The sequence below is a fragment of the Rothia sp. CCM 9419 genome, from assembly GCF_048512815.1.
GTDB lineage: Bacteria > Actinomycetota > Actinomycetes > Actinomycetales > Micrococcaceae > Rothia.
The window spans coordinates 140,654-153,843 of record NZ_JBLXXY010000001.1; the positions used below are offsets into that span (position 1 = coordinate 140,654).

Annotated in this window: 13 protein-coding genes and 3 tRNA genes; 7 read left to right on the plus strand and 9 right to left on the minus strand. The window is 48.3% G+C overall.

Annotation, left to right across the window (positions count from 1 at the left end; all coding sequences use genetic code 11):
• Positions 1-3: 3 nt before the first annotated feature.
• Complete coding sequence (locus tag ACN08W_RS00690) at positions 4-1,023, plus strand: universal stress protein (protein WP_419106701.1); 1,020 nt, start codon at positions 4-6, stop codon at positions 1,021-1,023.
• A gap of 105 nt (positions 1,024-1,128) precedes the next feature.
• Here ACN08W_RS00690 and ACN08W_RS00695 read toward each other — a convergent pair whose 3' ends face one another.
• Positions 1,129-1,653 (minus strand): DM13 domain-containing protein, encoded by a 525-nt coding sequence (locus tag ACN08W_RS00695; protein WP_419106700.1) that lies wholly within the window; start codon positions 1,651-1,653, stop codon positions 1,129-1,131.
• Positions 1,654-2,107: 454 nt separating this feature from the next.
• Here ACN08W_RS00695 and ACN08W_RS00700 point away from each other — a divergent pair.
• From ACN08W_RS00700 to ACN08W_RS00710, 3 genes are all read left to right on the plus strand, one after another.
• Positions 2,108-2,180, plus strand: a tRNA-Glu gene (locus ACN08W_RS00700).
• A 44-nt stretch (positions 2,181-2,224) separates the two neighbouring features.
• Positions 2,225-2,298, plus strand: a tRNA-Asp gene (locus ACN08W_RS00705).
• A 63-nt stretch (positions 2,299-2,361) separates the two neighbouring features.
• Positions 2,362-2,434 (plus strand) — tRNA-Phe (locus tag ACN08W_RS00710).
• A 161-nt stretch (positions 2,435-2,595) separates the two neighbouring features.
• Here ACN08W_RS00710 and ACN08W_RS00715 read toward each other — a convergent pair.
• From ACN08W_RS00715 to ACN08W_RS00735, 5 genes are all read right to left on the minus strand, one after another.
• On the minus strand, positions 2,596-3,399 hold the full coding sequence (locus tag ACN08W_RS00715) for an exodeoxyribonuclease III (protein WP_419108543.1): 804 nt from the start codon (positions 3,397-3,399) through the stop codon (positions 2,596-2,598).
• Positions 3,400-3,418: 19 nt separating this feature from the next.
• Positions 3,419-4,864, minus strand: a complete 1,446-nt coding sequence (locus ACN08W_RS00720; RefSeq protein WP_419108544.1) for a glyceraldehyde-3-phosphate dehydrogenase — start codon at positions 4,862-4,864, stop codon at positions 3,419-3,421.
• A 189-nt stretch (positions 4,865-5,053) separates the two neighbouring features.
• Positions 5,054-5,992, minus strand: coding sequence for an aldose 1-epimerase family protein (locus ACN08W_RS00725; protein WP_419108545.1), 939 nt, complete (start codon positions 5,990-5,992; stop codon positions 5,054-5,056).
• Positions 5,993-6,085: 93 nt separating this feature from the next.
• Positions 6,086-6,436: a hypothetical protein gene (locus ACN08W_RS00730; RefSeq protein ID WP_419103196.1), complete on the minus strand. Its 351-nt coding sequence runs from the start codon at positions 6,434-6,436 to the stop codon at positions 6,086-6,088.
• Positions 6,437-6,445: 9 nt separating this feature from the next.
• The gene (locus ACN08W_RS00735) at positions 6,446-8,122 is read right to left on the minus strand and encodes a sodium:solute symporter family protein (protein ID WP_419106697.1); all 1,677 of its coding nucleotides are present in this window, start codon (positions 8,120-8,122) and stop codon (positions 6,446-6,448) included.
• A gap of 270 nt (positions 8,123-8,392) precedes the next feature.
• Between ACN08W_RS00735 and ACN08W_RS00740 the strand changes: the two genes are divergently transcribed.
• Genes ACN08W_RS00740 through galK form a run of 3 tightly spaced genes read left to right on the plus strand, consistent with a single transcriptional unit; the run spans position 8,393 to position 11,576 of the window.
• Positions 8,393-9,154 carry a DeoR/GlpR family DNA-binding transcription regulator gene (locus tag ACN08W_RS00740; RefSeq protein ID WP_419103194.1) on the plus strand — a complete coding sequence of 254 codons (762 nt, stop codon included), beginning with the start codon at positions 8,393-8,395 and terminating at the stop codon, positions 9,152-9,154.
• The gene (galT, locus tag ACN08W_RS00745) at positions 9,151-10,293 is read left to right on the plus strand and encodes a galactose-1-phosphate uridylyltransferase (RefSeq protein ID WP_419103193.1); all 1,143 of its coding nucleotides are present in this window, start codon (positions 9,151-9,153) and stop codon (positions 10,291-10,293) included. The genes ACN08W_RS00740 and galT overlap by 4 nt, the downstream gene beginning before the upstream one ends.
• Positions 10,290-11,576 (plus strand): galactokinase, encoded by a 1,287-nt coding sequence (gene galK / locus ACN08W_RS00750; protein ID WP_419108546.1) that lies wholly within the window; start codon positions 10,290-10,292, stop codon positions 11,574-11,576. The genes galT and galK overlap by 4 nt, the downstream gene beginning before the upstream one ends.
• 157 nt (positions 11,577-11,733) lie before the next feature.
• Here the strand turns inward: galK and ACN08W_RS00755 are convergent, their stop codons facing one another.
• From ACN08W_RS00755 to ACN08W_RS00765, 3 genes are read right to left on the minus strand one after another with little or no spacing between them, the layout of a single operon-like run.
• On the minus strand, positions 11,734-12,072 hold the full coding sequence (locus ACN08W_RS00755; protein WP_419103191.1) for a DUF427 domain-containing protein: 339 nt from the start codon (positions 12,070-12,072) through the stop codon (positions 11,734-11,736).
• A 3-nt stretch (positions 12,073-12,075) separates the two neighbouring features.
• Positions 12,076-12,477 (minus strand): hypothetical protein, encoded by a 402-nt coding sequence (locus ACN08W_RS00760; protein ID WP_419108547.1) that lies wholly within the window; start codon positions 12,475-12,477, stop codon positions 12,076-12,078.
• A 2-nt stretch (positions 12,478-12,479) separates the two neighbouring features.
• On the minus strand, positions 12,480-13,181 hold the full coding sequence (locus ACN08W_RS00765; protein ID WP_419103189.1) for a Crp/Fnr family transcriptional regulator: 702 nt from the start codon (positions 13,179-13,181) through the stop codon (positions 12,480-12,482).
• Between the last annotated feature and the right edge of the window lie 9 nt (positions 13,182-13,190).

Genomic DNA, 13,190 nt, shown 5'->3' on the forward strand with positions numbered 1-13,190 from the left:
ATAATGACTGCCCAAGAATCGACTCAGAAAACTTTTGGACATCAGGCGGTTGAATCCCGCGAGAAAAACTATGACGTTACACAATTTTCGGGAGAAATTGTTGTCGGTATTGATGGTTCGGAGCAATCCTATGGCGCTTTGCGTTGGGCAGTGAACGAGGCTCGACGTCGGGGTACTCCAGTGCGTTTGGTGACGGCGTACTCTTTGCCTATTTTTACCGGTACGGGTTTTGAGGCTGGGTATTCGGTTGTTGATGAACAGGCGTTGCGTGAAGGGGTGGCTCAGATACTTGATGAGGCGTATTCCCGTGTTGATACGACTGGTGTTGAGCTACGTGCCACCGTTGAGACAGGTGATGCTACCGCTATTCTTGTTGAGCTATCAAAGCGTGCTGAACTAGTTGTTGTGGGTTCTCGTTCTCACGGAAGCTTTTTAGGGCGACTTTTAGGGACAGTCTCGGTGTCTCTTCCGGCTCATTCTCATTGCCCGTTGGTTGCGGTGCCTGCTTCTTATAGCGAGAATCTTCAATCTACTAGTTTAGATGCTGACGCGAAGAAGCCTATTGTGGTTGGTTCAGATGGTTCTGCGCAGGCGCGTGTTGCTATGTTGAAAGCCGCCGAAGAGGCTCAGCGTCGTGGGGTAAAGCTGACGTTGGTAAATGCTTTGGCGCCTTATACGGGTGCTCTGAATTGGGTTCCTGCTGCTGTTGATTTTGAAGCGATGTATCGTGAGATTGCGCAATTGCAACGGAAGGCTGCGCAGTGGTTGCGTCGTTATTTCCCGCGTTTAGAGATTGAGTTTAAGTTAGTTGATGGTTCTCCTGTGCAGGTGCTTTTAGAAGCTGGTGAGGATGCTGGAATGGTGGTTGTTGGTACTCGTGGCCGTGGCGGTTTGGTGGGGATGATTCTTGGTTCTACATCTCATGGGGTTTTGCACCATGCTAAGCGTCCGGTGATGATTGTTCCTGAGATGGAAGATGAGCGTTTAGAGACTGCACCTTCGGCGGATATTAGCTGGGGTTAGAGTGAGCGTTCTACGTCAACGGTAGTTGAGTTTGACGGTACGTATATGACAGTGGCAGGTCAAGAACTCTCTTGACCTGCCACTGTTGTATTGAGCGTATAACTTTTAGTTGAGTGTTGCAGCGCCGAATGGGGAGCTGAAACGTTCGCACCAGATGACAACACTCTTGATGGTGTTGATGTCTACGTTGGAGGGAATGGGATAGTTCTGGTTTCCATTGGTTGCTTTGAGGTCTCCGAGGTTGGTGTAGTCCTCTGCGGTGAGGGTGGTGAAGTCTCCTGTTTTGTCGGTGAGGATGACTTTGAGGTCGGGGCCATCTAGCGTTGAAAGATCTTCGAGGCGTAGTAGGTGTGTTCCATCGTTGAGGGTGATGATTGCTGCGGTTCCTGTTGTGTCGTGGTCGATGGAGTGGAATGTTCCTTGTGTGGCTGTTTGTGGTGTTGGTGTGCTTTGAGCTGTTGGCTGTTGGGCGTTACTAGTTGCTGGTTGTGTTTGTGTTGATTCTGGTAGTGCTTCGTCGATAGTTGAGCTGGTGAAGGCTCGCCAAGGTTGGGTGAGGGATAGGACTATTCCTAATACGACGAGTGCTGCAATGGAGAGGATGAGCAGAATATTTTTCTTGTTCTTCATGTGTGTCCTTTGTTCTTGTTTGATGTATGTGGTGTGGTTTATCTGTATAGCGTGATGTGGGTGCTTTTTATTCCGAACCGGGCGTTTTGGGTGAAAGTATTCTGTTTCTGTGTGAACAGGAGTAACGTTGGTAACAAAGGTGAATATTGTGCGCTGGCGTTTTTGAGATAATGGCATCGTGGATGAGGTGTTTTTAGGCGTTGGTGGCGGTTTTTTGCGGTCTCTTAAAACTTTTTTGAGAAATTTTTTTACTTGATAAGGAAAGTATATTTTCTAAAACTTCCTTGATTTTTAGCGGTTTTTGTGGCTTTTATTGTGTTGTTATCTCGCGTATTGGTCAGTTTTTAACAAGAAAAAATGGTTTTTTGCCCATTTTGAGTTTGCATGCGTCCCAAAACTGTCGTAAGCTTATTGAGTCTTGAACGGCGGGGTAAAAACCGCTGATTCAGTCCAGGCCCCCATCGTCTAGCGGCCTAGGACGCCGCCCTTTCACGGCGGTAACACGGGTTCAAATCCCGTTGGGGGTACTTGTAGATTACATCTACAAAGCCTAGTTGATAATTTCAGCTATGGCCCCGTAGCGCAGTTGGTTAGCGCGCCGGCCTGTCACGCCGGAGGTCGCGGGTTCAAGTCCCGTCGGGGTCGCTCCGACCGCGTATTTCTTTATGATGAAATATCGCGGTTGTGGCATATCTACAGCATATGCCTGGCTCTGTAGCTCAGTTGGTAGAGCGTGCGACTGAAAATCGTAAGGTCACCGGATCGACGCCGGTCGGAGCCACAAAATCCACTTGCACGGGCTTCTAACGTGCAGGTGGATTTTCTATTTAACACACTTCACCAAGAAACATTCCTTATGGGCGTCATTAAAATCAAAAGAGCGCCTAACCAGAACCAAAATAGGCTCTCGGTCAAGCGCTCTCTTGCCACAAGGTTTAGAAGCTAGTCTGCGATCTCTACAACAACAGGCGTATGATCACTAGCACCCTTCCCTTTACGCTCCTCACGATCAATATGAGCACTTTTTACACGTTGCGTCAACGCCGGAGAATATAACTGAAAATCAATACGCATACCCTCATTCTTCGGGAATCGTAGCTTCGTATAATCCCAATACGTGTACTCGCCCTCCGTGAACGGACGGACGACATCAGATAGTCCGCTCTTGTTCATAAAAGCAAAGAACGCGTCGCGCTCTGGCTCACTAACATGCGTCATCTGATGCTCACGGAAGTAGTCAATATCCCACACATCATGGTCGTAAGGAGCAACGTTCCAATCTCCTACAAGCGCAAACTGTGCTTGAGCATCCGCGCTCAGCCAAGAATCAACATTAGAACGTAGCTCTTTGAGCCACTCCAACTTATACGCCATATGAGGGTCTTCAAGTCCGCGCCCATTAGGAATATATAAGCTCCAAATGCGAACACCGGCGCACGTTGCACCAATAGCACGCGCCTCCTGAACCGGAGTATCACCAGGTTTAGCGAAACTTGGCTGACCTGCAAAAGTCCGCTCAACATCCTCTAATCCCACGCGTGAAGCAATGGCCACACCATTCCATTGACTTAACCCAAAATGAGCAACTTCATAACCCATAAAATCAAAAATTTCATAAGGGAAATTTTTCTCTTGAGCTTTCGTCTCTTGAATAGCAAGCACATCAACGTCAGAACGGTCTAGCCATTCTTCAACGCGTTCAGCTCGGGCGCGAATAGAGTTTACGTTCCAGGTAGCAATCTTCATACCCTCTAGGGTACATGCTCTATCGTGCGGGCGGGAATGCTGGAATATGCAGACCTGCCATCTTCTCTACGACTCGGATTACCTGACAAGAATACCCAAATTCATTGTCATACCACAGATACAGAACCGTTGTATCCTCGGTGACCAGCGTGGCTAACCCGTCGACAATGCTCGCCGTGCGCGACCCCACAAAATCGGTAGAAACCACCTCATGTGAATCGGTGTAATCAATCTGACGGCGTAATGACGAGGTTAAAGATACCTTACGCAAGAGAGCATTAAGCGACTCTTTAGAATCTGGTTGTTTTTCTAAACGCAGATTCAAAATAGCTAGTGACACATCTGGTGTTGGAACACGAATGGCACTACCGGTCAGTTTTCCCTCAAGCTGAGGAAGTGCTTTAGAAACAGCTTTTGCCGCACCTGTCTCAGTAATAACCATGTTCAACGCTGCAGAACGCCCACGCCGATCACCACGATGGAAGTTATCAATAAGGTTTTGATCATTGGTGAAGGAATGAACCGTTTCAACGTGACCAGAGAGTACCGTAAAGTTTTCGTCCATAACTTTCAGTACTGGAGTGATGGCATTAGTTGTACACGATGCTGCTGAAAGAACGGTGTCTTCGGACGTAATAACAGAGTCGTTAACACCGCAAACAATATTTTTAATATCTCCTTTGCCAGGGGCTGTGAGCAATACTCGAGAGGCTCCTTTGCTCTTGAGATGTTGGCTGAGCCCTTCATCATCGCGCCAACGCCCAGTGTTATCAACGATGATAGCGTCACGAATACCGTATTCTGTGTAGTCTATGGTTGCTGGGTCGTTGGAATAGATAAAACGAATTGGCGTCCCGTTAGCAATGATGGTGGAATTCTGCTCGTCTACGCGGATAGTTCCAGCGAATGCTCCGTGTACGGAGTCTCGTCGCAAGAGTGAGGCTCTTTTGTAGAGATCGTTCTCTCCATTTTTACGGACGACAACGGCACGTAAATTAAGCCCGGAACCACTTGTTCGTTCAAGTAGTATGCGGGCTAGAAGACGGCCGATGCGACCAAAACCGTAGAGAACAACGTCTTGGTTGGTTGCTGTTTGTGTTCCTGCTTTTTCAACAACGGGGGATAGTTCTTCGCGTAACCATTTTTCGAGCTCTGTTGAGCCAGAACGCTCATATTGTCGGTATAGTTCTGCTAATCCGATAGAGCAGGGTGCTAATTGGAGTTGGATGAGTGTTTGTAAAATTTCTAGAGAGCGATTGGGGTCGAGCTCTTCATGGTCGATTTGCCGAGCAAATCGGTGTAATTTCAGAATCTGAATGACAGATTGGTTGACGAGGGAACGTCCATGAATACTGACAACTACACCGTATTCTCGGTTGAGTTTTCCAATGAGCGGAATCATTTGTTCTGCTGCTGATTCTGCGTCGTTCCATGTAGTGTTTTTTAGGGTGCTAGAGAGCGCCACGGCTTCCTTCTTCCTTGCGGTGATACGTCTTCGTATTCTCCGAGCATATGTGCTTGCAAAACGTTAGATGTACGCCTCGTTGCGTTCATCTAACGTTTCACAGCTTACCTGCAGAAATAAGGTAATTCCGTATTTTACAGAGTTTTTCTTTATATACCGATTAGGGAATATAAAGAGGGTGTGTATTTTCTACGCCTGATCAAAAGCACGAATTCCCCACCGTGAAATATGCTCTTCACCAGGAGAAAGAACCACAAGATGAGTTCCGCTATTGAATGCATTGGCAGGTGCTGTCATCGGTTCAACTGCTAAAGCCCGACGTTCTAAGCCGTCGGTGTATACCTGAACCCATCGAATACTTTCATCAAAAGTCAGTTCCACACCAGAAGAACGATGAACATCAGCATAAAGACGAACATGGCCGCGCTTATCAGCGTAAGAGAGCGAACCAAAAGCATGGTCTAACTCTATCTTGCCTAAGAGCGCACCAGTACGAAAATCTAAGGATGTTCCTTCAACAGAATGTTCTGCTATAGGTAGTAAGCGCTCATCTGTTTCAAGATATTTTTCTGCAGGAATCTCTAGCACCCACCGGTTTAGGGCTGATGCTTGGTCAACATTCCCACCGGCACTCAGATAAGGGTGAGCAGCGTACGCATAGGGTGCGGGCTCATCTCCCACATTTTGCGCAGAAAACTCTACGTGAAGTCCTTCATCGTTGAGAATATACGTCACGGTGTATTTCAGAAAGAAAGGGTATCCGGGGCATGGTGGAAGCTCAAGAGTGCCTGATAGCTGAGCCTGATGAGCGTTTATGACGGGCTCTTCAAAAGACCATCGTTGCCACATCACGAGCCCGTGAATAGCATTGTGTCGTTCCACTTCAGATATTGGTAGTTGATGCTCGACCTCGGAAAAAGTGTATCGTCCGCCGTCGATACGGTTGGGCCACGGTGCAAGGTGTGAGCCACGTGCTCCAGCGCGTAATTCGTTGGGAGAAGCTGGAAGAATAAGCTGTTTGCCTTGGGGTGATATAAGGGATTCTAGGTTAGCTCCCACCTCGGCAATGGTGGCGCTATACCCACCAGCGTTTAACGTGTAGGTTGTCCCAGAAAATGATGTAGACATAAACTTCTCCGTAGATAGACGATTGTGTGAGAATCTTGCAAGAAAATAGCACTGTGGCTCAATAGTTCATACTATTGAGCCACAGCATTATTTTTAGTGTTCTTCAGCTAAAGTACTTGCTTCACCTTCAGCAATTTTTTCTCCAATAGATTCAATATTGGCGAGAATATCCTCCGCGGGGACGGGGGAGAGCCTCGCCCATAAGAAGAAGAGGATACCGCCGACGAACATGCTCAACCCTGTCCATAGGTTGATGGGAATACCGCCGGTCAATGCCTTGTCTGCTACTGGGTCAAGAATTCCTGTAACTGTTACAAGGACGCCATAAACAACGAAGAGCGCGCCGATGATATTACGTAGGTCAGTACGGCGGGTAGAGCGAACGAGTTGCTCTTTTTCTTCGGGGCTAAGCACTACAGCTGTTGGTTGGTTTTTGTTGCTCATAGTGACTCCTTAGATAATGGGAAGATAGAGCAGAACGCAGAGGATGAGGGCGACTGTTCCAAGAAGTGCTGGGGAGCGGTACCATACGGTATCGCTGGCGACAGCATCTTTGGTGAGGTCGATGGTGCCGATACCATAGACCAACCCTGCAAGTTCATCGTCTGTTTTAGGTGTGGTGAACATTGATACGGCCACGGAAACAACCATCACGGTGATGAAAGAAATAATAGCCATGTAGAGGGTTCCAGCAGTACCAGTCTCGAAGAGCGTGGGGTCGTTCAAATACCAGATCCACACAAGTGCTGGGGCGATAATACCACTGACATATCCCCAAAGACCTGCTTGCGGAGTCATCTTCTTCCAGAGGAGACCGAGGATGAAAACAGCAAACAAGGGTGCGTTGAAGAAAGAGAATAGCGTCTGCATGTAGGTCATGATATTACCGAACTGTGCCGCGAGGAATGCGGTAAAGATACCGATAAGGATGCCTCCTACAGTGACCCAACGACCTGTAGAGAGATAGTATGAGTCGCTCATCTTAGGTTTGACGTATTCTTGCCAAATATCGTAGGTGAATACGGTGTTGAAAGAGGAGACGTTTGCTGCCATACCTGCCATGAACGATGCCATAAGACCGGTAACAGCGACACCAAGGACACCAGAAGGTAGATACATCTGGATTAGTTTTGGGATGGCGTCGTTGTAGGTGAGAGTTCCATCTGCAAATTGGTTACCGATGGTTGCTGCGGCAATCATTCCGGGGATAACCACGATGAAAGGAATGAAGAGTTTGGGGAAAGCGCCAATGAGCGGGGTGCGGCGGGCTGCAGACATGTTCTTTGCGGAGAATGCACGTTGAACTTCGGTGAAGTTGGTGGTCCAGTAACCGAAGGAAAGGACGAATCCTAGGCCAAGAACAATCGCCAGCCAGTTTGCACCAATGGGGTTGGTGACGTGACCAATTTCGGTGCCTTGCCATGCGGAAAGGTGAAGGTTGTTGACGCCTTCGGTGTTCATGAGGGCTGTTTTGAGTCCGCTCCAACCACCTACACGGTGCATACCGACAACGGTTAGTGGTACGAGGCCAGCAATAATGACGAAGAATTGCATAACTTCGTTATAGATTGCTGAGGATAGTCCTCCGAGGGTGATGTATACAAGAACGAAAAGTGCAGAGACGATGATAGCAACCCATTGTGGCCATCCCAGCATTGCTTCGATAATGATCGCCATTGCGTAGAGGTTGATACCTGCGATGAGTACGTTGGAGATGGCGAACGCTAAAGAATTAACGAGGTGTGCTGGTCGTCCGAAGCGTCGAAGCATAAATTCGGGGACGCTTCGTACCTTTGAACCGTAGTAGAACGGCATCATGACAAGGCCAAGGAATACCATCGCGGGGATAGCGCCGATGAAATAGTAGTGCATGGTGGACATGCCGATTTCTGCGCCGTTTGCTGCCATACCGAGAATTTCGGTGGCTCCAAGGTTTGCAGAGACGAAAGCTAGGCCTGTAATCCATGCCGGCATGGACCGTCCAGAGAGGAAGAAGTCCATGGAGGTTTTGACGCTTCGGCGGGCGATAATGCCGATTGCGAGGACGGTAACGAAGTAGATGATGAGCATTAGATAATCTACAAAATGTAGATCGAGTCTCACTCCATCAGCAGATGCTACAAGAGACATAGTGGAGCTCCTGGGTTTTGAAAACACAACAACGACCACGTTGAAATGTTTATTTTTGTTTATATGTGGTGTGCGGCAACATTGCCAATTCAATGACCAGTAAACCCCTATAAGTCTTTTAATGCAAGGATTAATCAAGAATATTTCTAAAATTATCTGAATGTTTTCCATCTAGATAAAAAACTTGTGTTCAAAAATGTTTGTTTGTGATTGAATGGAGGGTGATACATCCTTCTACCTACAGCCAACAGCACAACAACAGGAGGCCCCATGCTTGCATCAGAACGGCATAGCCAGATTCTGCGTGAAATCGAGGCCCGTGGCACTGTGCTCACCGGAGAACTCGTTGAACTACTCAACGTCTCATCCATGACTATTCGCCGAGACCTCAACGAACTAGCTGACCTAGGATTACTCGTCAAAGTCCACGGTGGAGCGACCTCCTTCAGAGCCAGTAGCGAACCAACATTCGCCACAAAAATGCTCCTTCACGAACCCGAAAAACAACAGATTGCCCAACGCGCCCTACACTATATACATCCTGGGCAAACTATCGGATTCTCCGCCGGAACAACCTGCACAACCATCGCCATGAACTGCCTCAAAGTTCCAGAACTGACCGTCATTACAAACTCATTGCGCGTCCATGAAACTTTTCACCAATCCCCATCTGACGCTCAAGTAATCCTCACCGGAGGACAACGCACCCCCTCAGACGCACTCGTTGGACCCATCGCCGACCTCGCACTAGGAACCTTGCACATGGACGTGCTCTTCCTCGGTACCTACGCAGCAGACCTCAAACAAGGCCTTATGAGCCCCACACTGATTGAATCCGCAACGAACCGCGCTCTCATATCCTCCGCTTCACAAGTTGTGGCAGTTTTTGACCACAGTAAATGGGATATTCGAGGCTTGAGCCAATTTGCCCCTTGGGAAAAAATTAACACCGTCATTACCGGCGCAGATATCCCCGACGAAACTCTCACCATTTTGAAAGACACTGTTAACGAGGTAGTTCTAGCATCATGACCACTACGCGCACACCGCTCACACCAACCGTCGTCAAAACATCAGCAACACTCGCTGACGGACGTGAAATTATCTTCTATGATGACTCCGCAGCATACGTTAGCGGAGAAAAAACCCGCACCGTCCACGACCCGCGTCCGCTAGAAGCACGAACCCTACCACCACACGACGCCGCATCCATACGCACCGACCCTCTCACCGGATACCCCGTAGCTATTGCAGCACATCGACAAAACCGCACCTTCCTCCCCCCAGCAGATGAAGACCCCCTAGCACCTGCCGGACAAGGAAGCGTCCCCAGCGAAATTCCTGAACCAGAATACGATGTCGTTGTTTTTGAAAACCGCTTCCCCTCACTACAAGGGCCCTATGAAGTTCTCAACGATAACACTCTCAACTATGAGACAACCCCTGCTGGACGTTGCGAAGTTGTCTGCTTCACCTCTAACGCCATCGGCTCCTTTGCAACATTGAGCCAACAACGAGCACGCACCGTCTTTGAAGCATGGAAAGACCGCACTAAAGAACTACTCGCTTTAGACTCCGTACGTGAAGTCTTTATCTTTGAGAACAAAGGTGAAGAAATCGGCGTAACTTTGCACCACCCACACGGGCAAATCTACGGTTACTCGTACCTTACCCCATATACCACAGCCCTTAAAAGACAGACAGACGCTTATGCGCAAAAGAACCGCAAAGACCTTCTTGCCGATGTGCTATTGAGCGAAGTCCGAGACGGGCGGCGCATCATTCGACGAACTGAAAACTTTACTGCTTACGTCCCGTTTGCGGCTAAATGGCCTGTCGAATTCATGATTATGCCTCATAAAGCAGTCAAAAACTTTACGGGTTTCACCTCCGAAGAGCTTGATGAGCTAAGCGAACTCTACTTAGACCTACTAGGACGACTTAACCGCTACTTTGACGGTATCGAACTGCCCTATATCTCTGCATGGCATCAGGTTCCCTCCGACGGTGCAGAGCATATCTCCCGCATGTTCTTGCACGTATTCTCCCTCAAACGTGCCCCCGAAAAACTCAAATATCTTGCCGGTTCTGAATCTGCAATGGCAGCGTGGATTAACGACCGGACACCCGAAGAAATTGCTGCTCGTCTGAAAGAAGTTGAACTCCCATGAGCACTCCACAATGGATTACCAACCCCACCCAAGAAGACCAAATTCGCACAGTTATTGACGCATTCATCGCAGAATACGGCTACGAACCAACTGGCGTATGGGCTGCACCGGGGCGCGTAAATCTGCTTGGCGAACATGTTGATTATGCCGGCGGAACCGTTATGCCCTTGGCATTGCCACATCGTACCCTCGTCGCGGCAGCCCCTCGCCAAGACAGCATACTACGAGCTGTATCAGATCAAGCTGACGGTGTTGAGCAGATCGCTCTTAAAGATATTGCCCCAGGAGCGCTAAACGGCTGGTTTACTTATGTTGCTGGTGTCCCATGGGGGATGAAAAAAATTGCTGATATCGATGTTGTAGGTGCCGACCTTGCCATCACCTCAGCCGTTCCCGTGGGAGGCGGACTCTCCTCTTCTGCAGCATTGGAATGTTCTGTGGCGCTTGCACTGGACGAACTTACCGCTCAAGCGCAAGAAACAGCTCCACTTCACCAAACTGATACAGGGCGGGCAACCTTGGCACAGGTATGTATTACCGCAGAAAACGATATCGCCGGCGCCCAAACAGGTGGAATGGACCAATCCATTTCCTTACGTGCACTTGAAGGCTCTGTACTGACCATCGACTGCCGTGATTTTAGCACTAAACCCCTCACTGTTGATGTGGCTTCTGCCGGATTGGCGCTTCTCGTGATTGACACAAAAGCACCACACCAACTAGCTGACGGACAATACGCTCGCCGCCGCGCTATTTGTGAGCTTGCAGCAGAGGCATTAAACGTAGACAACGTGCGTAACGCTATGCCAACGCATATGAGCTACGCAGATGCAGAAGCCGTTGTTCGACGCTGGGAAGAAAGCTTAAACGACGTCGAACTTCCTGAAGACACCACCCCAGAACAAGCCATAGCACGCATACGTCACGTAGTTCATGAGATGGTGCGAGTCCAAGAATGTATCGATATATATTCTGCTTCTGTAACCGATGAGAGCTGGAAACGTCTAGGAGAGCTATTGAGCTGTTCTCATGCTTCACTACGTGATGATTATGAAGTGACTGTCCCTCAACTAGATGTCGCTGTCGAAGCTGCTGAGCATGCCGGTGCTTTAGGTGCTCGCATGGTAGGCGGCGGTTTTGGCGGTTCGGTGCTTGCTTTGGTCCCTCAACAGAAAATTGAGGATATCGCCGAGGCTGTGGTGAATGCTTTTGAACAGCACGGTTTTGGTGCTCCTGCTTTTGTTGAGGCGACACCCGGTGCTGCAGCAACTCGAGTGAAATGATGAAGTAGCTAGAATCTTTCCAGACGAGGAACTTGTCTATTGTTGTCTGTGATTCCTCGTTACATACTAGGGGTGTGTTTGTGTGGCTTATGCGACTCAAGGGGAACTCTAAAGGCTAGAAAGCCTGTATCCTGTCGAGAGCCACCAAACTCATCCTCTACTTTCTCTGGACGTTGATGTCTGTCTGGGTAGGCTCCTGAACGACGTCAATTCCTTGAGTGACATCAAATGCTACGCGTCCTTTAACAAACCATGCCCACGGCAAGGGCAATGGATAAACCCATGCACCATGAGAGATACGTTCACCGTTGACTATCACATGCTGATAACGAGCAATGCCTTTCCATACACACAGTGTGCGCAACCGTGCTGGCTCTAGTGCCTCAGAAATAACGTCGTGAGAGGGAAAATAAAAGTTTCCCTCTATTAACAGTGCATCTGAGGTGCGAGCAATCTCTTGACCATATGCTACTGCGCGTACCGTATAACGGCGCATCTTTTAGCTCTGCCTTTCAATGTTCATGAGCTTCTGAGAGATAAGGGATACTAGCGCTTCAGCAGACTTATGGCATTGTTCAAGTTCTTCAGCATTAATCAAAATAAAGCCGGTTCCGTCTTGAATATACGCAATAGCAGGAGCCTGTGTATCAGGAATAATCTTTTTTAACAGGTCATCTCGTTCGTTCAAATGTACGGCGCTAAAAGGAATTGGCAATGTTGCACAGGCTGTTTTCCATTCTTTTTTACCGAGCGGGTTAAGACCATGTGTAATATCGCAAAGCGCACAAGAGCGCGTATGACGGAGCTTTCCCCACACATACGAAAGCTCCCCTTTAATTCCTCCGTCTGCGGCATAAACGCCAATAAGTTGCGCAGAAGAATTTGAATGATGGGTCACCATGTTTATTTCCTTAAATCATCGGTTGAAGGGTGAATGGATGCTTGCGTATATAATGCTGGCATATCGGTAAGAATGACTTTTCCACGTCCTTGTCGCACTATTCCTTGAGTAGCAAAATCTGCCAAGGTTTTACTTGTAATCTCACGGCTCACACCTACAAGGTTTGCAATCTGTTCATGAGTTAGACGAACGATAGGTTTTCCTGTGATGAGAGCTTTTTCTGATGTTTTGAGAAGAACCCGTGCAATACGTGCTGGAAGTGGCCTCAACAGGTTATCTGAGAGCCGTTCCTCTAGCTCTTGAACGCGTTCAGCCAAAATTTTTGAGACTTGCACCGTAAACTGTGGATCAGTGCTCATGAGCTCTTCAATATGGCTGACCTTTAAAGCGCATACCTGACATTCTTCGAGAGCTTCTGCATAGTTTTCATGCATTGACTGTCCCATGAGTGCCATCTCGCCAAAAACCATTCCGGGGGTCAAAATGGCGATGGTTAACGTTTTACCGCTATCGATAATGCGAAATACACGGATTCTTCCCTTTTTAAGGATAAAGAGCGTTTGCTGCTGGTCTTGTCGAGAGAAAATCAGTTCACCACGGCTAAAAAACTGTGCAGGAGCAAGTGATTCTAAATGGCTCATTTGTTCGGGCGAACAATGAGAGAAAAGATCTGATTCGCGAATACAAGCAAAATCGCTATCCATATTTGCTCC

What these genes read in the sequence shown, in the direction of transcription:
- ACN08W_RS00690 (WP_419106701.1), top strand. Translation starts at nt 4, where the DNA reads ATGACTGCCCAAGAATCGACTCAGAAAACTTTTGGACATCAGGCGGTT.
- ACN08W_RS00695 (WP_419106700.1), bottom strand. Translation starts at nt 1,653, where the DNA reads ATGAAGAACAAGAAAAATATTCTGCTCATCCTCTCCATTGCAGCACTC.
- ACN08W_RS00715 (WP_419108543.1), bottom strand. Translation starts at nt 3,399, where the DNA reads ATGAAGATTGCTACCTGGAACGTAAACTCTATTCGCGCCCGAGCTGAA.
- ACN08W_RS00725 (WP_419108545.1), bottom strand. Translation starts at nt 5,992, where the DNA reads ATGTCTACATCATTTTCTGGGACAACCTACACGTTAAACGCTGGTGGG.
- ACN08W_RS00730 (WP_419103196.1), bottom strand. Translation starts at nt 6,436, where the DNA reads ATGAGCAACAAAAACCAACCAACAGCTGTAGTGCTTAGCCCCGAAGAA.
- ACN08W_RS00735 (WP_419106697.1), bottom strand. Translation starts at nt 8,122, where the DNA reads ATGTCTCTTGTAGCATCTGCTGATGGAGTGAGACTCGATCTACATTTT.
- ACN08W_RS00740 (WP_419103194.1), top strand. Translation starts at nt 8,393, where the DNA reads ATGCTTGCATCAGAACGGCATAGCCAGATTCTGCGTGAAATCGAGGCC.
- galT (WP_419103193.1), top strand. Translation starts at nt 9,151, where the DNA reads ATGACCACTACGCGCACACCGCTCACACCAACCGTCGTCAAAACATCA.
- galK (WP_419108546.1), top strand. Translation starts at nt 10,290, where the DNA reads ATGAGCACTCCACAATGGATTACCAACCCCACCCAAGAAGACCAAATT.
- ACN08W_RS00755 (WP_419103191.1), bottom strand. Translation starts at nt 12,072, where the DNA reads ATGCGCCGTTATACGGTACGCGCAGTAGCATATGGTCAAGAGATTGCT.
- ACN08W_RS00760 (WP_419108547.1), bottom strand. Translation starts at nt 12,477, where the DNA reads ATGGTGACCCATCATTCAAATTCTTCTGCGCAACTTATTGGCGTTTAT.
- ACN08W_RS00765 (WP_419103189.1), bottom strand. Translation starts at nt 13,181, where the DNA reads ATGGATAGCGATTTTGCTTGTATTCGCGAATCAGATCTTTTCTCTCAT.